Below are 22,517 nucleotides of genomic sequence, written 5' to 3' on the forward strand. Positions count from 1 at the left end.
GTATATGAAACAATTACGATATTATCTAGCTTTGGCGCTTGTGGTGGGAGGTCTGTCTGTGGCACAGGCAGAGGCTAATCCTTACGGTGTAGTACGTCCCTCTGATTGGGAATACAAAGCGCTCATGACACTGGTCAAGCATGGAGCAGTCACAGATACGAAGGGCATCGAACTGGGATCACGATCGTTTACAAAACAGGAATTGATTCCTCTTATTGTGGATGTGGTGGCCACTCGTGAAGTGATGAATGAAAGTGATAAGATGCTTGCATTGCGGCTGTACAGTGAAAATCGGCGTTTGATTATGAACTATACCATTGAAAAAGATGCGGAAAAAGAAGCAGTAAAAGCGGCAAAACGAGGAAATCATAAAGAGGATAGCAAGGAAATTGGCACTCCTATTGTGCTGCGACCAGCCTTATCTAAGCAAGAGATTCAGAAAAAGATGGATGCTTTCACTATCGATACGAGGGGATTGCGCCAGCAGGGATCTGTACAAATTCATACATCCCAGAAAAGAAAGCGTAAGAGCAGTCAGTTACATATGGTCATACCTAGTGCTGTGGCATCAGATGTGAATGCCTTGCAGCCTATGGATACAGCAGTACAAGAAGCCATGACAAGTACAAAAGAAGATCCTTCTACGAAAGAAGAAATACCTACGACGTAAGTTTAAGGAGTTGTTTTTATCGAATATATTCGGTATACTTAATAGTGGACATCCATTGGGATCGATCGGTCATCGGTGGATAGTCCCATGAATCCTAGAAATGGTCTAGGTGACTATGACATAGGGTCATAGTATGTAGTAGAAAGACAGTTCGAGATCCTCCTGTCTGTAAACAAAACTAAGGAGTTATAATGAAACAATTTAACAACACACAACGATTGACGATTTCTGCCATTTCCATCGCCATGTATTTGGCGTTGATGATCGGTACACAGGGCTTTGCCTTTGGTCAGTATCAGGTGCGCATTGCTACCGCATTATATGGATTGTCAGCCATCTTTCCGTTCACCATTCCCGCCTTTGGGATTGCGAACTTTGTGAGCAATACGGTGATGGGTGGTTTCGGTATAGTAGATGCTATCGGTGGAGCTATTGTAGGGTTAGTCACAACAGGTCTGATTGTGCTTGCGAAACGTCAAGGATTTGGCAACTGGGTATTAATTCCGATTATTACATTGGTACCGGGGTTGATAGTACCTATTTGGTTGTCCTATTTCTTATCAGTTCCGTATTGGGTATTAGTGAGTTCCCTCGTAGTAGGTCAGTTCGTATGTGGTGTGGTTAGCTACTTCCTCATCAATGCATTAGAGAGAGTAGTGTATAGAAAGAAGGAGGTAGTGATTCATGAGTAGTGGTCGCAATGCACAAGAATTACAAGGGGTACATGCATTAGGAAGTCATACGGATTATCCTACAGATTATGCTCCCCATGTATTAGAGGCATTTCCGAATAAACATCCAGGAAATGATTACTTTGTGAAGTTTAATTGCCCAGAGTTTACTAGCCTTTGTCCTATGACGGGACAGCCGGATTTTGCAACGATTTATATTTCTTATGTGCCAGATGAAAAGTTGGTGGAAAGTAAATCTTTGAAATTGTATTTGTTTAGTTTCCGCAACCATGGAGACTTTCACGAAGATTGCATTAACATCATCATGAAAGATTTAGTGGCCTTGATGGAGCCTAAATATATTGAAGTATGGGGCGAATTTACCCCTCGTGGTGGATTGTCTATTGATCCGTATGCCAACTATGGTAAGCCAGGAACTGATTGGGAAGCGACAGCGAAAGAGCGTCTGCATTTCCATGATATGCAACCGAAGAGAGTGGCTTATCGGTAATTACATATATACATTGCCAGGTCGATGCGGCCTGGCAATTTTACTAAGTATGTCATACATGATAGGATAGAGATAGAATACATCGTACCATGAGTTAGGGAAAGGAGCTTGACATGGAACCATATGTATATATAGGCAGAGCTGGCACGGGGAAAACATGGGCTTGCTTCCAAGAGATAGAACGTATTTTACAGGACCATCCGGAACATCAGATCATTCTATTGGTGCCGGACCCTGCTACATATATGATGGAGCGGAAACTAGCTGAGTTCCGCCGTGAAAAAGGATTCACCACGGTGCGCGTAGTAGGGATTACACGCTTGGCATACCAAGTGTATCAATCCTTGGGGCTTGTGAAAGAACGTGGGCTGTCAGACATGGGCCGTAAATTGCTGTTGCGAGTGCTTTTAAAACAATCACAAGGAGAACTAGATTTATTTAAGCAAGCGGCAAAGCAAGCCCATTTTGGGGATGTATTGCAAAGTGTGCTTACGGAATGCAAAGCCTTTGGCGTGTCACCGGCAGAGTTAGGGCAGGCAGCAAAGCAAGTGAACTCCATGGTTTTGGGGAGGAAGTTAGAAGAATTATCCTTGCTCTTAGGTCGTTATGAAGAGGCCTTGGAGGAACTAGGTGTAGGAGATTCCTTGGAAGACCTCATTGCTGTATTGCCGCAGTCACCTCTCATGGAGCATGTGCATGTGTTTGTGGATGGATTTCACTGGTTTACACCCATCCAATACAAGTTGGTGCAACGTTTATTTTCCTTGAGCGAATCCTGCCATATTACATTGACGTTACCATCCTTGGATGCCAATATACATGGTCGTAAAGGATCCTTGTATTACCGAACTTGGGAGACCTATCAAGACCTGATGAAATGGTATCCACAGGCGATCATTCACGAGATGAAGACGGTGTATCGAGGCACACCTGTACTACAACAATTGAACAGAGACTTTTTTTCTGCACCGATGAAGCCAAATACAACGGAACTATCGATTCCTATGGTGCGTGCCTATCATCGTGAGCGAGAAGTGGATGCTGTATGTCGTCGTATCTTAGCGTATCAGCAGGATCCAGCGCATCGCTGGAAAGATTGCACTATTATCTTGCGAGATATGGAAGCCTATGGAGATCTATTGGAAAAAGCCTGTATTACCTATGGAATCCCGTATTTTTCTGACCAACGTAAACAGATGACGAGCCATCCGTTGGCAGAATTTTTGCAGGGCATCTTTCACTGTGTTAGAACCTTTTTTGATCATGATGGAGTGTTTCGTTTGTTGAAAACGGATTTTGCTCCTTTAGAACGCCGTGAAGTGGATCGTTTAGAAAACTATTGCTTAGCTCATGGCATTACGGGGGCTGCTTGGTTGCGTGAAAGCTGGCACTATGGGGAAGAGAGCGAAGTAGAGTTACAAGAAGAAATGAACCATCTCCGTCACCGAGTGATGGAACGATTGCGTCCTTTCTATGATTTTTGCAAAGTATCTCATACGGCACAAGAGTGGGGCGAATTTTTATTTCAGACCATGCAGGATTGGCGTATTCCAAATCAATTGCACCAATGGTACACAGAGGCAGAAGCTAAAGGAGATGTCCAGGAAAGTGCTAGCCATCTGCAGTTATATAAGCACACCATACAACTCTTAGAAGAATGTATGGCAGTCGCAGGTACAGCTTACCTCAGCGCAGAAGAAATGGGCCTACTGTTAGAAGAAGGATTAAGTGAGGTAACTTATTCCATCGTGCCACCATCTTTGGATCATGTAATAGTGACCACCATTGACCGCAGTTATATGACAGAGGCAAAGGAAGTCTATATATTGGGGCTCAATGAAGGTGTATTTCCACAAAAAATGGGAGATGAGGGAATATTAAAAGATGGTGAACGAGAAGCGCTAGCACAAGTAGGCGTGCAATTGGCAGCTGGTGCACTAGGGCAAATGTTCAACGAAAACTTCTTGTTCTATTTAGCTTGTACACGGGCGAGTCAAGGATTGTACTTGTCCTATGCTACTTCGGATGCAGAAGGTGCGAGCATGGAACCATCATTGGTAGTGCGACGATTGCAACAGTACGGGTATGTGAAAACAGTAGAAGAAGCACCACTATCTATACCGGAAGATAAGGAAAGAGAGTATCTTTGGAATGTGAAACAAAGTTTAGGCCTTTTGTCTAGCCGTATGAGTATGGTGAAAAAAGGGGAACCTATTAGCTCGATTTGGTGGAGTTTGTATAATTGGGGTCTTCAAAGTTCGTATCGTGGAGATGTGTTCTTTGCTACACGAGGGGCTTTTGATTCCAATGTAGTCCCACAGATTACAAAAGATATTGTGAGACAATTATTATTGCGTGGTGACGTATTGTCCGGGTCTGTCACACGATTAGAGCGATACCATCGATGTCCGTACAGTTTCTATGCGCAATATGCACTGCGGTTAGCTCCACGAAAAGTAAAATCGTTTGGAGCTCCTGAAATTGGTACCTTCCTACATGATACATTGCGGTATTTAGGGGAAGCTTTATTGAGGACTAAACGACAATGGCGTGATTTGACAGAAGAGGAACAAGAACAACTGTGCCATGAAGCGGCGGATGCAGTGATGGGGACAGACGAGCGAAATGCCTATGAATCACAACTATATAGTCGATTGACGTCTACCTTATCGGCAACGGTGTCGAGATTAGTAGATTGGTCGAAAAAGAGTGAATTTGCTACCACAGAAGTGGAAAAGAGCTTTGGCATGGGTCAATCCGATTGGCATTCTGTTCGCATTCCTTTAGGAGAAGGTGTAGGGGAAAGTATCTTACTTCGTGGACAAATCGACAGGGTCGATGAATACCGTGGACCCTTAGGGCATTATGCGGCGGTCATAGATTACAAATCGGGAGGCACCACTGTGCGGGCCGATGAAATTTACTATGGATTGAAACTGCAGTTGATGACCTATTTACTGGCACTGGAAAAGAATACAGAAGATTCTATTGGTACAGCGGCAGCAGTCTACACCTATGTACAAAATCCGCAAATCAAGTTAGGAGAAGTGGTGAATCATAGACAGGCAGAACTGGAAAAAGAAGGTTCTCAGGTATTGAAGAATAGTGGCTATTTCGTAGATGGTGATGTATTACAATCTATGGATATGACACGGGGCTACCAAAGCAATTCTCCTTATGTACCAATCGTTGTCAAGAAAGATGGAACCCCAGATAGTCGATCCTCTAAGCACTTGAAAACGATGGAACAATTTAGTCTTATGAAAGAATATACCAAGCAGATTATCTCCACTAGTGGTACACAGATGATGGCAGGACATTTCCCAGTCAGCCCATATCAAAAGGATAAGTTACGACCTTGCCAATATTGTGAATATCAGGCACTGTGCCGATTTGAATCGGGACAGAAGCAATATCGATATATTCGGACTATGACAGAGGAAGAAGCGTTGGAAAAAATGGAAGAAGTTCGTACAGGAGGAGCGACCTATGAAATGGACTAAGGCACAACAAAGTGCGATTGATGCTCCCAAACCTGGAGCCTTACCATCACAAACGGTGCTAGTATCTGCCGCTGCAGGATCTGGTAAAACTGCAGTCTTAGTAGAGCGTATGATACAGCGATTAAAACGAAGAGAATTGACCATTCAAGAGTTGATGGTGGTGACCTTTACAAAGGCAGCAGCAGCAGAAATGAAAGCTCGTATTGGCGTGAAATTAGCCGAAGAGTTTCAGGAAACAAGGGATCCGTATTTAGAAGAACAATTGAATATGTTGCCATCTGCCCATATTTCTACATTGCATTCCTTTTGCCAATGGGTCATTCGCAGTTACTTTTATAAATTAGATATTGATCCCTCTTTCACAGTGGGCAATGAAGGCGAATTGGCACTCATGCGACAAGACGTACTGGATGCGGTGTTGCTAGAGGCCTATGAAACAGGGGCGCACAACATCTATGATGTGAGTGATATGTTCAGTACAGACCGATCTGATGGGCAGTTGCGAGAGATGTTACTGCAGATCTATTTCTTTGCCTTAGCCCAAAGTCAGCCTATGCGATGGTTAGAAACGGCTTGTGATCGATATCGTCAAGCCTTAACGATGCCTATGGTAGAGACTCTGTGGGGTAGTGCATTTTGGAAGGAACAGCAACGTCAAATTGAATACCTATTAGGACGATTTGAACGAGCCCAACAGTTAGCCGCTATGGGGCAAGGGTTTGATAAGTGGATGGAGAAGGTCAGCGAATTGCAAACGCTGTTGCAAGCCATGGCACAGGCCACAGAATGGGATGCCATGCAAGTGGCGGTGCAAGGGATTAGTGGGTTTAGCTTTCCTGTGTTGCGAGCCACAAAAGCGATGAATGAAGGTGACCCGGCCATCCTCAGTGAAATCAAAGCCATACTTACCGAAGGAAAAACTCTATTACAAGGTATGGCGGTAGGTGCCTTTGGTATCACCGAAGCAGATTGGCAAGAACAAATTCAAACGCTGCTACCTTTAGTGGAAGGAATTATGGGCCTTGTAAAAGACTTTCATGGGCGCTTTCAAGAGGTCAAACAAGAGGCGGGGATGATTGATTTTTCCGATTTGGAACATCTTTGTTTAGCCTTGTTAGTAGACCCTGATTCGCAGGAAACGTTGCTGCCCTCTGAAGTAGCCTTGGAGTTGCAAGATACGTTCAAAGAGGTAATGGTCGATGAATACCAGGATACAAATGGAGTACAAGAGGCGATTGTGAACCTTGTGTCCAAGGAAGATAATCGATTTTATGTGGGCGATGTGAAGCAGTCCATTTATGGATTCCGCATGGCAGATCCACAGCTATTTATGGACAAGTATCACCATTTTAGTCATGACGAAAATAGCATGACACGACGCATCGATCTATCTCAAAACTTCCGGTCTCATGATGCTATATTGGCGGTGACGAATTTTATTTTTTCGCAAATCATGACGGAAGACGGTGCAGGTCTTACCTATGGAGAGGCGGAAGCACTCCATACAGGACGTGTGGTAGAGGACCCTCCTTCGAATTGGATTGGTGGCGATGTAGAAGTGCATGTCTTATGCTGTGATACAGATAAGGCCCAAGAGGATGAGGAAGCAGAAGAGTTAGAAAATGATGAAAAAGAAATGCTCTTTGTCATTAAGAAAATTCAAGAACTTCGTGAACAAGGGGCCCTTGTACAAGATAAGGATGGGTCCTTCCGACCTATGGAATGGCGAGATATTGTCATTTTAAAACGATCCATTTCAGGCTCTGCCAATCGTATGATAGAATTGCTTCGCCATGCAGGGATTCCTGCCTATGCAGAGGAAAAAACGGGCTATTTTAGCGCTATGGAAGTGCAATTTGTCTTGTCTTTGTTACAAATCATCGACAATCCAGAGCAAGACTTACCGATGGCCATCGTGTTGCAATCTCCATTGATTGGTATGGATGCAAACGATTTAGGGCGACTTCGTATCGCCGTAGGTGAGGATAGTTTATGGAGCGGTCTCCGTCACTTTGTAGAGACCGAGGGAAATCCTGCCTGGATTCGCTTTGTGGATTCTATGGATACGTGGCGCACCATGTCTCGCCGCCAAGGGATTACCGATTTAATTTGGCACATCTATGAAACATTGCACGTAGTAGAATACGTGAGCGCCATGCCAAATGGTCTCGTGCGCCGTGGTAATGTGCTGGCTCTTTATGATCGGGCGAAACAATATGAAAGTGGCAATTACCGTGGTCTATTCCGGTTCTTGCGCTTTATTGAAAGTTTACAGGCTTCGGGCCAAGACTTGAGCGTGGCGAAAACTGTCAGCGAAGCAGACAATGTAGTGCGCATTATGACGATTCATAAAAGTAAAGGCTTGGAGTTTCCTGTGGTATTCCTCATGGGAACACAAAAGAAGTTTAACAAAATGGACTTAAACCGTTCCTTGCTGTTGCATAAGGAATATGGATTAGGCTTAAAGGGATACTTCCCAGATTTACGAGTCCTTTATAGTTCGTTGCCGTGGCTCTTTGTGCGACAGGTATTGGAGGAAGACTTAAAAGCAGAAGAGGAACGTATCCTCTATGTAGCCTTGACTCGGCCGAAAGATAAACTGTTTATTACAGGATTCATGAAAGGTTCCATCAATGGTTCTACCGACCGTCCAGCTACGAAAAAGATGGGGGAACTAGTGGCGCCTATCTTGCAGTGGGGAGAAGCGGCATTAACGAAAGAGCATATTTTGGACTGCAATTCCTATTTAGACTGGATATTGCGCAGTATGGCTCGTCATGTGCAAGGGGGAACGGACTTACGTCGCTTTGCAGAAGTAGAAAGTCCACAGTTCCCAGATATTCCTTATAAAGAGTGTCCGTTTGTACTACACGTGCATGATGGGAATGACTATGCGGTGATGGAGGCGGAACGGCCTGCAGCAGATGGTAAATTGCAACTAGTGGAACGCCAAGAGCCCGTCGAGACACCTCCATTAGAACCAACATTGGAAGCACGGTTTACCCATACCTATCCGTATGAAACTTCCACACAACGAGCAGCAAAGATTTCTGTATCGGAAATTAAACGGCGCTTTGTAGAGCTAGAAGAATTAGCCAAACAGATGATAGAACCAATATATGGAGTAGAAAGGCTGCAGGTCGCGGTACCAAGTGATGCTCAATATGACGCACATGATATTGTGATAGAGGATGAAAGTATAGGATTCCCTATGCAGGGTACTCCTATGGAGCTAGATACCTTAGGAATAGAGGACTTTGAAGAGGACTTAGGACCTTTTGCAGTGACCTTACAATCGATGGAAGAAACTGTACCTATGCAAAGTGGGGCTCGTTGGGGCACATTGATGCATACTGTGATGCAGTGGTTGCCATTACAATCCTATACACGACCCGCGCTGCGTAAAGCCTTAGATACTTTAACCTTACAAGGATATCTATCCGAAGATGAACGAAAAGTTATTAGTGAAAAGCGTGTGTATGATTTCTTTCATAGTGAACTAGGACAGCGATTGCTCAGATCTAAGCGTGTGGAACGAGAGTTGCCATTTAGTATGCTATTTCCAGCCAATCGTGTGTATCCAGAGATGGTAGACGGAGAAGAATTGTTCCTACAAGGGATCATCGATACGGCGTTCTTAGAAGAGGATGCGTGGGTCTTGGTAGATTACAAAACGGACCGTTTAGAAGAAGCAGAATTAATAGAACGGTATCGTATCCAGTTGATGCTCTATAAAGAGGCGTTGGAACGATTGACACCATACCCTGTAAAAGAAGTATATATTTACTCCTTCCGATTAGAACGATCTATACCTGTGTAAATGACTTTCCTTAAGCAACATACAATAGATGCTATAGAATATAAGGGGTTGTCAGGGAATAGCATTACATACGAGGGGCGGTAACAAAATAGTTCCCAATAAAATAGAGGAAAGTTGATCAAAAAGTATCAACTTTCCTCTATTTTTTATATTTTAATAGGCAAAAGGGTCCCGAAGGACCCTTTCAGTATGTCATTATTCGTTTTCGTGACCTTTATGCCACCAAGTAATACCTTTTTGAGTTGGTAAGATATCGCGGACGAAGATTGGATCTTCGATGCCTTCTGCTTTTTGAGCAAAGTAATCTTTCAATGCAATGGTAGCTAATTTTCCTAGGCGTAGGATAGTAGTTACGTTACATAATACTAGGAAGGCCATGAATAAGTCAGCTAAATTCCAAACAAAGTTTAATTCGGATACACAACCGATATATACCATGATAATTACAAGAGCACGGAATAGATTGATGGCAAACTTGTTGTTTTTTGTCATGTGTGCAATGTTTACTTCACCATAGAAATAGTTGCCGATGATGGAGCTGTAGGCAAACATGAATACAAATAAAGCAATCAAAGCAGGCGCCCAGGAGCCTAATTGTTGACCAATACTATGTTGTACTAATGCTATCCCTGTTAAATCTGTGTGAGCATAATCGCCAGATACTAAGACGATGAATGCAGAAGCGCTACATACAAGAATTGTATCTACGAATACTCCAAGGGACATGATTAAACCTTGTTTTACAGGGTGGTTTACATCAGCAGAAGCAGATGCGTTTGGTACAGAACCTTCGCCGGCTTCGTTGGAGAATAGACCACGTTTGATCCCTTGCATAACAGCAGCGCCCACAAATCCACCTGCGGCAGAATCAAATGTGAAAGCATTTGTGAAGATAGCTGCGATAACGGATGGGAACACAGAGATGTTAGCAAGGACAATGTATATAGAAATTAACACATATAGACCAGCCATGAATGGCACTAAAAACTCAGCTGTTTGGGCAATACGTTTTGCACCACCGAAAATAACAAGAGCGGATAAAACGGCTACGATAATACCAGATAAGGAAGGATCAATATTCCATGGTTGTAACGATAAAGCAATTGTATTTGCTTGCACAGAGTTATAGATTAAACCATAGGTTACACTGATGAGAATTGCAAATACAATGGATAGAAATGGACTGTTTAATCCATGACGAATGTAGTAGGAAGGACCACCGCGGAAGGACCCATCAGGACGGCGTTCTTTGTAAATTTGCCCTAATGTATTCTCGATGAAACTTGTAGCGGAACCTAAAATAGCGATGAACCACATCCAGAAGATAGCGCCTGGGCCACCTAGTGAGATAGCGATAGCAATACCAGCGATGTTGCCTACACCTACGTGAGAAGCGACACTGATACAAAATGCTTGGAATGGGGAAATGTGATGATCACCTTTACTTTTTTCAATAGCGCCCGTTTTTAAGATACGGAACATTTCAGGAATTTTACGTACTTGCACAAATTTTGTGATAGACGTAAACCAAAATCCTGCAATGATGAGAAGTGCGATGATAATGTAATTCCATAGAAACCCATTGACATCGCCAATTAGTTGTGAGATTTGTTCTTGCATAAGGACATCCTTTCTTTTCACATGGACAAAGCATATATTCTATAGTATATCATAGGAAGGCTTATAAATTCTAGAAACTTGTAGAGATACCAATAAAATATGAAAAAATATCTATCCATGAGGTGAAAAAGGTGTTACAATGAATCGATATATAAATGGGACTGCGTAGCTACATCCAAACTCATTCCGTAAGGACTAGCTATGCTAGCGGTTTTGATGATACGGAAACTTGAAATAGATTCAAGTGATGTTTGGAAAGGGGCTTGATACATGAACACCACCGCTAAAAAAATGTCTGTATTCCAACTGACGTCCATTGTGGCAGCTAATATGTTGGGTGCTGGAATTATTATGCTACCATCTCAGTTAGCACAGGTAGGTACCATATCTATCTTATCGTGGTTAGTGACCGTGTTTGGGTCGTTAACTTTAGCATATATTTTTGCTCAATGTGGGCTATTTACGAAAAAGCATGGAGGCCTAGGGGGCTATGTAGAATATGGCTTTGGTCGCACAGGACACTTTATGGCAAACTATTCCTATGCCATATCCTTGGTGATCGCCAATGTAGCGATAGCAATTTCAATCATTGGCTATGGAGCTGTGCTATTTGACTTGACACCGACGCCATTAGAAGTCAGTGTAGCCACCATTATTTTGCTCATAGTAACAGCACTCGTCAATGTACGAGGTAATGCTAGCACAGGGCGTATTAGTAACATTACCATTTGGGGCACCATGCTACCAGTTTTATTTATTGGGGCCTTTGGCTGGTATTGGTTTGATTTAGATATGTATTTATCTGCATGGAATCCGCAACACTTACCAACATTTGATGCGGTAAGTCAATCGATTTCATTGACATTATGGGGATTTTTAGGGTTTGAATCTGCTGCAGCAAATGCAGATGCCGTAGAAAACCCTAAGAAAAACGTTCCCATTGCGACATTTTTTGGCACTTTGGCAGTAGCCGTGGTGTATATTGTATCGACAAATATTATGGCCGGGATTATTCCTAACCTAGAGTTAGTGAACTCTACGGCGCCATTTGGTCTTGTTTTTGCCTACATGTTTGATGGTGTAGTAGGTAAATTTGTGATGGCCTTGATGGCAATTTCCTGCTTTGGTGCTATCATGGGATGGCAATTCACATTGAGCCGTGTCTTCAAAGGCTGTGCAGAGGCAGGATTCTTTCCTAAGGTATTCGCTCGTGTAAACCGAGCAGATTCACCAGTGCGTGGGATCGTGATTCTCTTGGTGTTGCAAGGGGTCATGGCCTTGATGACGACCGATGAAAGCTTGAGTGAACAGTTTGCAGAGTTGGTGAACTTAGCGGTAGTGACGAATGTATTCCCTTACATTCTATGCTGCTTTGCGGTAAACAAAATGCTTGCTGTAGAAGGAGCTCCTGTATCGTTGCGTCGATTGATCTATGTGATGAGCTTTATTGCTATCGTCTATGATAGCTATGCTATCTATGCGAGTGGATCCATGCCAATGCAAGGGGGTGCCATTGTGATTGCCTTTGGTTATGTGGCATATCAAGCGGCATTTCATTGGAGACCTCGTTTGGTGAAAGCCATTGGTAAGGGCGCAAATTAATAAAATAGAATATAAAGTGAATGCATGCACATATAAAAGTTTAGTCATATTTTGTAAAACTTCATGAAACTTTCATAAATATTGTGTATTATATTCTCAGAAGTGTTAATACTGTATCAAGAACTACGTTTTGGTACAGTATTTCTTTTTTCTTTCATAGTGTCGATAGTCATGAGGATAAGGAATTTTTTTGAAGTTAAATCCTATGTTCCTACTATCCATTGATGAAAGATAAATATCAAATATAGAGGTATAACAATAGTTGTAAAATTTATATGTATACTGGGCATATACATGGTAGTGTCATGTATGTAATGGGAAGATACACATACGTATTGAGTGATAGAAAGGTGAATAGAAATGAATCAAATGTATCGAGTTGTATGGAACAAAACAAAAAATATGTATGTAGTAGTGTCTGAATTGGCGAGTACTGTCAATGGTAAAGCAGTGAAAGCAGGCGTATTAGGTGCTGTTTTAGCAGTAACAGCTTTTGTAGGGCCTGTACATGCTGCATTGAATGAAGCGGGTACTGGTGGAGACTCAAATGTTGCTTTTGGAGAAGCCTCCTCAGCACAAGGAGCTAATAGCGTAGCTATCGGTAATAATGCTAGTACCGAAGGGGCTAATACAGTGGCACAAGGCGTAGGGGCTCTAGCAAAAGAAGCGAATAGTGTTGCTATTGGTGCGAATGCTAGTACTACAGGTGAAAATGCAGTAGCTATTGGCACAGGTAGTAAATCTGGTAGTGCTGGTAATAGTGGACAGTCTACCGTAGCTATTGGTGGTAGTGCGCAAGCTACAAGCAATCGTGCAGTTGCTATTGGGGATAGTGCCAAATCTTCTTGGTATGGTATTGCTATTGGTGCTCGTGTAGAAGCAAATCCTACAAGTGTCGCCATTGGTGGTGGTTACAATGCAGCAGAAGCAGCTAGAACAACGATGCCACATTCTGTCGCATTGGGTACTTATGCAAAAACAACGGCAGCAGTAGATACAGCAGAAGCTACAGTGACAGCAAATGGTACATCCTTAAAATTCACTGGCTTTGCAGGTGATGGAAAAGCGAATGGAGAAGGATTTGTTGTCTCTATTGGTACAGCGGGTAAAGAAAAGCAAATCCAAAATGTAGCAGCAGGTCAAATTACGGCTACATCTACAGATGCAGTGAATGGTAGCCAATTACATGCTGTAGCAAGCACGATGAGCACTATCGCAGGGTCTGTAAAAACTATCTTAGGCGGCAATGCAGCCGTAGCAGACACAGGTGCTATTACAATGACAAATATTGGTGGCACAGGCAAGAATACAATTGAAGAATCTATTAAAGCAACAAAAACAGAAGTAGCAGCAGGGAAAAATGTAACTGTAACTCCATCTACTGGTGCAAATGGCCAATCTGTGTATACCGTGGCAGTTAAAGACGATATTACATTGAATAGTGTTACAACAGGTACTACAAAAGTAGATGCTAATGGTGTTACTATTGGTGGTAAAAATTATGTATCCTCTAATGGATTAAATGCAAATGGCCAAGCTGTTACCAATGTGGGTAATGGAAGTATTGTAGCTGATTCTAAAGATGCTGTGAATGGCGGACAATTACATAGTGAACTTGAGAAAAAGGCTGATAAATCTGAGCTAAATACAATGAAACAAGATGTGAATACTGTTAAAGAGACTGTAAATACTATCAAAAAAGATGTATCCACAACTAAAGAGGCTGTTGGAAAAAATACAACTGAGATTTCTAATATTAAGAAAGATGTTTCTAAGGTGAAACAAGACGTGAATACAGTGAAAAATGATGTATCTACTATGAAAGACAGCATTGAAGAAACAATTAACGAAAAAATAAAAGAGATCAATGCTAATACATCTAATACCAGTCAAAATATGAATGCCTTAGAAAACCGTGTAAACTCTCGCATGGACAAAGCAGTAGCTGGTTCTGCAGCCTTGGCAGCATTACATCCATTAGATTTTGATGAAAATGACAAATGGAATGTGGCGGCAGGCTATGGTAGTTATGGCAGCGGTAATGCGCTAGCATTAGGTGCTTTCTACCGTCCTAATGAAGACACTATGTTCAGCATTGGTGGTGCTATGGGCAATGGCCAAAATATGGTCAATGTAGGCGTGAGCCTTAAATTAGGCCAACATAATGGTGTATCCAAATCCAGAAAGGCTATGGCTCAAGAAATTGATGTTTTAAAAGCTCAATTGCAAGAACAAGATCAAAAAATTGCTATGTTGATGAATGCTATGGCAAATATACAACAAGCAGGAAAATAATAAAAAACTAAAGTGAATATGAAAAAGAGGAAGATGGCTGATTAAAAGTCAATCTTCCTCTTTTTTATAAATATATAAAAAATAAATGGGGCTGTATAACAGGTAGAATTTATGATTTGTGAAATACAATTTATATGTAGGGGGATATATTCGTTAAACAGGTGAAATCAAGATGATAATTGTCGCATATATAAACCTGTATTTATCAGGGTTATCTACTGTTATGGATGGTTGCGTATAGTCTAGATAAAGCCTTATCTTAAGGGGGTTGTAGACCTTTGCGAAATGAATACTTTAAAACTTGATTTTAAATATCTAGTTATGCTATATTTGAAAAGCAATGTACATATAAAGGTAGATTGTAAGTTTGTTGTGATCATGCATTATGCATTTCACATAATACTAATTATAGGTAAAGGACTGACACTTGTGTCAGTCCTTTCCTATTAGCATTAAATAAAGTTAAAATTCAAAAAGATTGATGCTAGTATTTGGGGAATCTATCATTCTTTGATAGCCAGTTCGGCTGTGCAGTGAGGACAACGTGTTGCATCGTCAGCAATAGCTTCACGGCAATAGTCGCATTTGCGGGCTTCCACCGGTGCTTCTGCAGGTGTAAATCGCTTGATTTGGCTGATAACAGTGAAAATACAGAGCGCAATGATAAGGAACTCAAACACTGTATTCAAGAAAAGACCATAGGCTATCATAGGGATCCCAGCTGCTTTTGCTTCTGCAAAGGTAGTGGGAGCGGCACCAGTAGTTAAAGGGATAAATAAATTCGAAAAGTCTACCCCGCCTAATAATAAACCGATAGGAGGCATCACCACATCGTTTACTAAAGAAGTAACAATTTTACCAAACGCAGCACCAATGATAACACCGACTGCTAAATCTACTACATTACCACGCATAGCAAAGTCTTTGAAATCTTTTAAAAAACTCATTATAATCTCCATTTCAAAATGCATAATATAAAAGACATAATCTATATTATACTGCAATTACATCGAAAAAGATAGATATAAAGACAGAAGTTTAGATGGCTAGATAAGCGATGATGTATAGATTGCAAAAAAGCTGTCACACCATATGGGATAAGCCCAATGAATGACAGCTTTTGTATTAACGATGATGATCTACTTCTTGGATATTGGCATAGTTTCGATAGAGCTCATTTGGTAATTTTGTAGTAATAATGGATGCTTTATCGATCGTAGCAAATGTAACAGAAGAAATATGGTCAAATTTAGAAGGATCTGCCAATACATAGGCAGTACGACATTTTTGTATAGCTTTTTCTTTCACCGCTGCATCCAATGGATCTTCTGCTGTAAAACCAGAGCGGAAACTGATGCCGTGGGTACTAAAAAATCCTTGTGTGAAATTATAGGATTCTAGTTGGTTGAGGGCCACACTTCCTACGATAGAAGAAGAAATGGGGTTGACCGTACCCCCTAAAAGAATAACTTTCATATGGCGTGAAGCTAATAGTGTAGCATGGTGAATGCCATTTGTAACGAATGTAGCATGAGTATGCTGCAAGTAATGCAATACCATTTCTGTAGTGCTGCCTGCGTCGATAAAGATAAAGCCTGTGGAGCTAATCAATTCAGAAGCAGCTAAGGCAATCGATTCTTTGGCATCTCGATAGGTAATGGATTTAGGAAGTGTATCTAACTCCATACTACTATGATCCGGGGTCAGACTCGTAGCCCCACCATGAACCTTTTGCAGCAACCCTTTGTTGTGTAGGTGAGCCAAATCTCTTCGAATAGTAGGGGCAGAAGAAGACAAAGCTTGCACTAACTCATGTACTGTAACAACTCGATTTTGCTTGATGCGACGTAGAATAGCGGCATAACGTTCTTCAGGAAGCATAGTAAAATCACCTCCAATGTATGATTAACCTAGTACTACGATAGGGAAATATAACGCATTGCGTCTATTCATTTTCCTATATTCATGGTAATATAAATGGCAAATAAATTATAGTAGGCTATGGTGGATTTCATCAAAATGTATAAAAGTAAAGGCCATATTTTGCGATAAATTAATAATCCGCTCTGTGCGGATAGGAATTGTATAATACAGATAAGGAGATACGTATGAAATTAACAAAAATGCACGGTTTAGGAAATGATTTTATTGTGTTTTTTGATGATGGTACTACCACATTAGATGTGACAACGATGGCCCGACGATTGTGTGATCGCCATACCGGCATCGGAGCCGATGGATTGGTAATTGTTATGCCATCCGAAGTAGCCGATGTAAAAATGCGTATCATCAATTCCGATGGCAGTGAAGCAGAAATGTGCGGGAATGGCATTCGATGCTTTGCAAAATATGCCTATGATCGCAAAATTATCGGACAAGAGACATTCACTGTAGAAACATTGGCAGGGATTATGGAGCCCACAATTATTGCAGAGCAAGGTGTGGCACAATTAGTGAAAGTAAAAATGGGCCAACCTACATTTAAGGCTAGCCACATTCCTATGAATGTTGAATCTGAAAAAGTATTATCACATACGATTGATGTAGAGGGTGTGTCTTATGAGGTGAGCTCTGTCCTACTAGGTGTGCCGCATACCGAAGTGTTTGTGGACGATGTGACAGCAGTACCTCTTACAGTATTGGGACCAAAGATTGAAAAGCACCCATTATTTCCAAAAGGTACCAATGTAAATTTTGTGCAAGTTGTGAATGATAGGACAGTAAAAGTCCGTACTTGGGAACGTGGAGCAGGAGCTACGCTCGCTTGTGGTACAGGCTCTTGCGCCAGCGCTGTCATGGCCCATGAGAAGGGATTCACTGGACGGTCTGTAGATGTAGAATTGTACTTGGGCACATTGCGCATCGATTATGAAGCAGATGGCACGGTATATATGACTGGGCCTGCTACAGAAGTGTTTAGCCTGGAGTTGGAGGATGTAACTTGCTAGATAGGTGCTAGCATGTACGTATATAAAAGAAAAGAGGAAAGTTGATCAAGCTGTGTCAACTTTCCTCTTTTTGTGTGAGTTATCATACTATTATAAATCTAATAGTATAGTGCGGTTTTACATCAGATACGCTTGGCTGTATTAGTTCAGTTTCCATAGAATCGTGTCAATGAATCCATACCTTATGAATTAGTTTTTAACTGAATTTTCTTGCCAAATTTTTTAGTGAAGGCCGTAAGGGTAGCTGGTTTTACGGTATCTACTGTTACGATAAGACCATCTACATTTGGGGTTGGTGTCACGCCTAGGATGGTACCACTTGGCTCTAATTGACGATATAAAAAGGCAGCATCAGTTTGTAATGTATCAAAGTCACCTAAGCTATAGGAGCCAGTGGTGATAATATGATTGTCCAAGAAGTGTTTATCTTGGATGTAAGCTGTTTCTGCAGTAATGGCTTTTACATCGTTAGGGGATGTAAAGGAAATGACTAGATTTCCATCACGCCAGAACATAGCTCCGCGATTGTGGAAGTCATAGGATTCGCCAAATGTTTTTTTGATAAGGTTACGAGCGGTTTCTTCCATTTGTTGTTGGGAGATGGTGGCTTGTAATGTCTCAGCTGCTTTTGAATAGAGCATACGATATGTAATTTCCGCAGCTTCACTGCGAGTAACATATTTCTCTGGATTAAACAGCCCGGTGTTACTGTAGTTGATAAATCCAAATAAGGCTAATTCACGGACCGAAGATTGGGCCCAAGGAGCGATAAACTTTTGGTCGCTAAAATGAATGTTGTCGAGGGCTGTAGGATCTTCGGTTCTATATCCTTGGTAGTGTAGATATTTGTCGGCTACTACAGCAAATTCTTGGCGGGACATATATTGCTCAGGGCGATATGTTTTGTCCCCGTAGCCACTGATGATATTAGCTCTAGCTACACTTTCAATAGCGAGAGAAGACCAGCGATCGGATGTGATATCAGTGAAAGAACTAGCCAACATAATAGATGGTGGCTCACCGATCATTTTACTAAATAAAGAAGCAGCTTCTTCGCGAGAAAGTGGATCATTCGGTTTGAATGTTCCATTTTTGTATCCACTCATAAATCCTTCTTTAGTCATCTTTGTAATGGAATTATAGGCCCAAAATTGAGGGGTTACATCTGTAAAACGATACTTTTGAATGCGTTCAAAGGTTTGTAGGCTATTTGGTTGCGAATAGGTAAATGTTGTTGGCCCATTCACAGATACTTGCGTAGAAGGAGTTGTCGTGAATACAGGAGACGCTTCCTTAGCCTGCAATAGGAATGTTGGAATTAATGTGAGTACTAAAGCTGTATATATACGTTTCATCAAATACCTCCTGACTATTGGAATCTACTTATGAATTTCTTATGTTTATCATACCATATTTAAAAGAATGCTACTATGCAAAAAGAGTGACAAATGTCAATGTATAGGGGTTCATAGGAGATGAATTATATAGGAATAGTTATCTCTATCATGAGTTTTGGTTATAAACCTGTTTACAAGTAGGAATTAAAAAAATAAAAGACAGGTGTATTTTTAAAGTAGAAATTGAATGTATTAAAATACATAAAAATAATATAAGCCTTGTTCTTATAAGGCTTGATAGAATGCGGATAGAGTGTGATTTTTGCTACAAAAATAGCTGATTGATAATGACTAGCAAAAAGGTATAAAAATGGCTTCTTGCTAATATTGCAAGTCTTTTGTAATTACATAAAAATTACTATATAATAATATCATCGGAGACTATATAGGATGGAAGATTCTATTATAGGACATAGATGTTACGATTGCTGCATTTTGCCAATCAAGTGATAGTAGTTTACTTTAAAGTTGAGGATGTGAAGAAATGAAAATTCATTTATTTCAACAATGTTTGATTGATATGTTCTACCCTCATGTAGGCATGGCAGGTGTAAAGGTACTTGAAAACCTTGGCTGCGAATTAACAGTTCCTAAAAAACAAGTATGCTGTGGTCAGATGTTTGTTAACTCTGGTTACAATGATGCTGCCAAAGGGGCTATTAAGAACACAATTGAACAATTCGAGAATGCTGACTATGTGGTGAGCATGTCTGGTTCTTGTGCATTTGCGATTCGTGATGAATATCATCATATTTTAAAAGATGAACCAGAATGGTTAGCACGAGCTGAAAAATTGAGCTCTAAAATTTATGAGTTCACGCAATTCATCGTTGACGTATTAGGTGTCACTGATGTGGGAGCGCGCTTTAATGATAAAGTGACATACCATAAATCTTGTCACGTAACACGCTTGATGGAAATCAAAGAACAACCTATGAAATTATTGGAAAATATTCAAGGGTTAGAATACTTACCATTGCATCGTGCAGAGCGTTGCTGTGGCTTTGGTGGTACTTTCACAGTGAAAAATCCTGAAATTTCAGCTGCTATGACAAAAGAAAAAGCATTGAATATTGCTGATTCTGGCGCTAACATTGTAGCAGGCTCTGATATGGCTTGCTTGATGAATATTGAAGGTATGCTAGATCGACTTTACAAAGAAGGCGAAATTGATCGTCATATCCGTGTAATGCATATTGCGGAATTATTGAATAGTCGATAGGAGGAGTCACCATGAGTAATATTGTGTACGATAAACGTCCGTTTAAGACACGCGTTAATGATGTGCTTGCTAATGACTTCAAAGTAAAAGCCATTCAAACAGCACAGGATGTATTCTATGAAAAACGTAAAGCTGTAGTCGATCAAGTAGCAGAATGGGAAGACTTCCGCAATGAATCTGCTGATTTGCGCGACCATGTATTGGCGAACTTAGATTACTATTTAAATCAATTTGCTGAAAATGCTGAAAAAGCTGGTGCACATGTGCACTTTGCAGCTGATGATAAAGAAGCAACAGCAATTTGCATGGAAGTACTTCGTGCAAAAGAAGCAAAAATGGTTGTTAAATCTAAAACAATGGTATCTGAAGAAATCGGATTGAACCATGAATTAATTAAAGCGGGTATCGAAGTTAACGAAACTGACTTGGCGGAATTTATTCTTCAAACAGCAGACTTTGACCCTCCATCTCATATCGTAGTGCCAGCATTGCATTTCGAACGTAATCGTATTCGTGATACATTTGCGAAAAAATTAGGCTACCAAGGTACTGAAAATCCAGAAGAAATGACACGTTTCGTACGTAAATATATCCGTGATCGTTTCTTGCGCGCTGATGTAGGATTCACTGGATGTAACTTTGGTGTTGCTGAAACAGGTACTATTACTATCGTATCCAACGAAGGTAATGGTCGTATGGCGAGCTCCATGCCTAAAACACAAATCGCGTTGATGGGTATGGAACGTTTGGTGCCAGACTTTGCCTCTTTGGATGTTATGATGGAAATGTTGATTCGTTCCTCTGTAGGCGCTAAAATTTCTAACTACTTCTCCATGATTACAGGTCCTGCTCGTGAAGGTGAAGCTGACGGTCCAGAGGAATTACATATCATCATCATTGATAACCGCCGTTCTGGTATTTTAGGTGGCGATTTCGAAGAAATGTTACGTTGTATCCGTTGCGGTGCATGTATGAATATTTGCCCTGTATATCGTCATATTACAGGTCATGGTTATGGCTCTATCTATCCAGGACCAATGGGTGCTGTATTAACTCCACTATTGGTTGGTTATGAAGAAGCTGGCGATCTTCCTTACGCATCCACATTGTGCGGCGAATGTTGGGAACACTGCCCAGTTAAGATTCCATTGCATGAACTATTATTGAAACATCGTCAAGTGATTGCAGATAAATTGAAAATGCGTCCAGCTATTGAACGTAGCATCTTCCACACAGTGGCAACAGTATTCTCAAACTCCTTCTTGTTCGATATGGGTACCAAAATGGGTGCCATCGGCATGAAGCTAATGAGTAAAAATGGTCATATGGCAGATTGGACAAAAGTATTACCAGTAGTTGGTGGCTGGGTGAAAGCTAAAGACATGGGCGTACTCAAAATGAGTAAATTCCGTGATGAATATGCGAAACACGTAGCACAAAAGGGAAAGGAGAAATAAAATGGATCAAGCAAAAAAACAAGCCTTTTTAGGTCGCCTATCTCGTGCGTTAGGCCGTGACTCAATTCCTACATCTGTAACACCTTTTGATTTTTCAAAAGGACCTCAAGAAACGATGTATTCTGATCTTAGCCATGAACAAGTAGTAGAGATGTTCAAAACCGAAGCAGAACGCTTAGGTACTAAACTTATCGAAGTGGAGGCTTCTCAATTAAGCCAAGCTTTGGTGGACGAAATTGTAGCTCGTGGTGGCGGTAGTGTTGTGTACCCTAAATCTGCAGAAGTAGAAACATATGGTTTAGAAGCAGCATTCCAACAATTGAGTGAAGACCAAGCTACATTCTATCAATGGGATGCTACAAAAGGTCGCGAAGCGAATATCAATGTAGCGAAAGATTCTAACATTGGTATTACATTCCCAATCTTGGGTATTGCGGAAACAGCAACAGTAATCCAACCAAGTACAGAAGAATCTGGTCGTTCCCTAGGGTTATTGCCATTGACTCATATTTCTGTGTTACGTACTGAAAATATTCATCCACGTATGACACAAACGATGGCAGAATTAGCAAAGATCTATCGTAATGATCCAGCTAAGTTCCCTACGAATGTGGTTCACATTTCTGGCCCATCCAATACAGCTGATATCGAATTAGTTCGTGTCGTTGGTGTACATGGTCCTATCAATGTAACATTCATCTTGGTAAAATAAGCTAATTTTATTAAACGCGGTTTGCTTTTGCAAATCGCGTTTTTTGTCGCTTATTATAAGATAGATGAGTATTAGGAAACGAGAGAAAG

General features: G+C 41.2%; 15 protein-coding genes. 11 read left to right on the plus strand and 4 right to left on the minus strand.

The window, feature by feature from the left end; translation table 11 throughout:
* Positions 1–4: 4 nt before the first annotated feature.
* The 5 genes from EO122_RS05950 to addA all read left to right on the plus strand — a co-directional run bounded on the left by EO122_RS05950 (position 5) and on the right by addA (position 9,175).
* A complete protein-coding gene (locus tag EO122_RS05950; RefSeq protein ID WP_127009779.1) occupies positions 5–670 on the plus strand; it encodes a hypothetical protein in 666 nt (221 codons plus the stop codon).
* A 191-nt stretch (positions 671–861) separates the two neighbouring features.
* Positions 862–1,362, plus strand: coding sequence for a QueT transporter family protein (locus EO122_RS05955; protein WP_127009780.1), 501 nt, complete (start codon positions 862–864; stop codon positions 1,360–1,362).
* Positions 1,355–1,852: a preQ(1) synthase gene (gene queF, locus EO122_RS05960; protein WP_126938411.1), complete on the plus strand. Its 498-nt coding sequence runs from the start codon at positions 1,355–1,357 to the stop codon at positions 1,850–1,852. Before EO122_RS05955 ends, queF begins: the two co-directional genes overlap by 8 nt.
* Before the next feature lie 113 nt (positions 1,853–1,965).
* Positions 1,966–5,355: a PD-(D/E)XK nuclease family protein gene (locus EO122_RS05965; protein ID WP_127009781.1), complete on the plus strand. Its 3,390-nt coding sequence runs from the start codon at positions 1,966–1,968 to the stop codon at positions 5,353–5,355.
* Complete coding sequence (gene addA, locus EO122_RS05970) at positions 5,342–9,175, plus strand: helicase-exonuclease AddAB subunit AddA (protein ID WP_127009782.1); 3,834 nt, start codon at positions 5,342–5,344, stop codon at positions 9,173–9,175. The genes EO122_RS05965 and addA overlap by 14 nt, the downstream gene beginning before the upstream one ends.
* 195 nt (positions 9,176–9,370) lie before the next feature.
* On the opposite strand, the gene EO122_RS05975 is transcribed toward addA, so the two are convergent.
* Positions 9,371–10,795: a sodium:alanine symporter family protein gene (locus tag EO122_RS05975; RefSeq protein ID WP_127009783.1), complete on the minus strand. Its 1,425-nt coding sequence runs from the start codon at positions 10,793–10,795 to the stop codon at positions 9,371–9,373.
* A gap of 270 nt (positions 10,796–11,065) precedes the next feature.
* On the opposite strand from EO122_RS05975, the gene potE reads away from it, so the two are divergent.
* The gene (gene potE, locus EO122_RS05980; RefSeq protein WP_127009784.1) at positions 11,066–12,397 is read left to right on the plus strand and encodes a putrescine-ornithine antiporter; all 1,332 of its coding nucleotides are present in this window, start codon (positions 11,066–11,068) and stop codon (positions 12,395–12,397) included.
* Between the two features lie 360 nt (positions 12,398–12,757).
* Positions 12,758–14,692: an ESPR-type extended signal peptide-containing protein gene (locus tag EO122_RS05985; protein ID WP_127009785.1), complete on the plus strand. Its 1,935-nt coding sequence runs from the start codon at positions 12,758–12,760 to the stop codon at positions 14,690–14,692.
* 503 nt (positions 14,693–15,195) lie between these two features.
* Here the strand turns inward: EO122_RS05985 and mscL are convergent.
* Together mscL and EO122_RS05995 are read right to left on the minus strand one after the other, a co-directional pair.
* The gene (mscL, locus tag EO122_RS05990; RefSeq protein WP_127009786.1) at positions 15,196–15,639 is read right to left on the minus strand and encodes a large-conductance mechanosensitive channel protein MscL; all 444 of its coding nucleotides are present in this window, start codon (positions 15,637–15,639) and stop codon (positions 15,196–15,198) included.
* 178 nt (positions 15,640–15,817) lie between these two features.
* Complete coding sequence (locus EO122_RS05995) at positions 15,818–16,573, minus strand: DeoR/GlpR family DNA-binding transcription regulator (RefSeq protein ID WP_126937958.1); 756 nt, start codon at positions 16,571–16,573, stop codon at positions 15,818–15,820.
* Between the two features lie 227 nt (positions 16,574–16,800).
* Here EO122_RS05995 and dapF point away from each other — a divergent pair, with 227 nt between their 5' ends.
* Positions 16,801–17,640: a diaminopimelate epimerase gene (gene dapF, locus EO122_RS06000; protein ID WP_127009787.1), complete on the plus strand. Its 840-nt coding sequence runs from the start codon at positions 16,801–16,803 to the stop codon at positions 17,638–17,640.
* A 182-nt stretch (positions 17,641–17,822) separates the two neighbouring features.
* Here dapF and EO122_RS06005 read toward each other — a convergent pair whose 3' ends face one another.
* Positions 17,823–18,995, minus strand: a complete 1,173-nt coding sequence (locus EO122_RS06005) for an S-layer homology domain-containing protein (RefSeq protein WP_127009788.1) — start codon at positions 18,993–18,995, stop codon at positions 17,823–17,825.
* 526 nt (positions 18,996–19,521) lie between these two features.
* On the opposite strand from EO122_RS06005, the gene EO122_RS06010 reads away from it, so the two are divergent.
* The 3 genes from EO122_RS06010 to EO122_RS06020 are packed head-to-tail and all read left to right on the plus strand — an operon-like array spanning position 19,522 to position 22,428.
* Entirely contained in the window at positions 19,522–20,259 is a 738-nt protein-coding gene (locus tag EO122_RS06010) for a (Fe-S)-binding protein (protein WP_127009789.1), read from the plus strand.
* Between the two features lie 11 nt (positions 20,260–20,270).
* Positions 20,271–21,716 (plus strand): LutB/LldF family L-lactate oxidation iron-sulfur protein, encoded by a 1,446-nt coding sequence (locus EO122_RS06015; protein WP_127009790.1) that lies wholly within the window; start codon positions 20,271–20,273, stop codon positions 21,714–21,716.
* Between the two features lies 1 nt (position 21,717).
* Entirely contained in the window at positions 21,718–22,428 is a 711-nt protein-coding gene (locus EO122_RS06020; protein ID WP_127009791.1) for a lactate utilization protein C, read from the plus strand.
* Positions 22,429–22,517: the final 89 nt, after the last annotated feature.

The sequence above is a fragment of the Veillonella sp. CHU110 genome (assembly GCF_003992255.1).
GTDB lineage: Bacteria > Bacillota > Negativicutes > Veillonellales > Veillonellaceae > F0422.

Bases quoted from the DNA above. Each gene is read 5' to 3' on its own strand.
- EO122_RS05950 (WP_127009779.1), top strand. From the start codon at position 5: ATGAAACAATTACGATATTATCTAGCTTTGGCGCTTGTGGTGGGAGGT.
- EO122_RS05955 (WP_127009780.1), top strand. From the start codon at position 862: ATGAAACAATTTAACAACACACAACGATTGACGATTTCTGCCATTTCC.
- queF (WP_126938411.1), top strand. From the start codon at position 1,355: ATGAGTAGTGGTCGCAATGCACAAGAATTACAAGGGGTACATGCATTA.
- EO122_RS05965 (WP_127009781.1), top strand. From the start codon at position 1,966: ATGGAACCATATGTATATATAGGCAGAGCTGGCACGGGGAAAACATGG.
- addA (WP_127009782.1), top strand. From the start codon at position 5,342: ATGAAATGGACTAAGGCACAACAAAGTGCGATTGATGCTCCCAAACCT.
- EO122_RS05975 (WP_127009783.1), bottom strand. From the start codon at position 10,795: ATGCAAGAACAAATCTCACAACTAATTGGCGATGTCAATGGGTTTCTA.
- potE (WP_127009784.1), top strand. From the start codon at position 11,066: ATGAACACCACCGCTAAAAAAATGTCTGTATTCCAACTGACGTCCATT.
- EO122_RS05985 (WP_127009785.1), top strand. From the start codon at position 12,758: ATGAATCAAATGTATCGAGTTGTATGGAACAAAACAAAAAATATGTAT.
- mscL (WP_127009786.1), bottom strand. From the start codon at position 15,639: ATGAGTTTTTTAAAAGATTTCAAAGACTTTGCTATGCGTGGTAATGTA.
- EO122_RS05995 (WP_126937958.1), bottom strand. From the start codon at position 16,573: ATGCTTCCTGAAGAACGTTATGCCGCTATTCTACGTCGCATCAAGCAA.
- dapF (WP_127009787.1), top strand. From the start codon at position 16,801: ATGAAATTAACAAAAATGCACGGTTTAGGAAATGATTTTATTGTGTTT.
- EO122_RS06005 (WP_127009788.1), bottom strand. From the start codon at position 18,995: ATGAAACGTATATATACAGCTTTAGTACTCACATTAATTCCAACATTC.
- EO122_RS06010 (WP_127009789.1), top strand. From the start codon at position 19,522: ATGAAAATTCATTTATTTCAACAATGTTTGATTGATATGTTCTACCCT.
- EO122_RS06015 (WP_127009790.1), top strand. From the start codon at position 20,271: ATGAGTAATATTGTGTACGATAAACGTCCGTTTAAGACACGCGTTAAT.
- EO122_RS06020 (WP_127009791.1), top strand. From the start codon at position 21,718: ATGGATCAAGCAAAAAAACAAGCCTTTTTAGGTCGCCTATCTCGTGCG.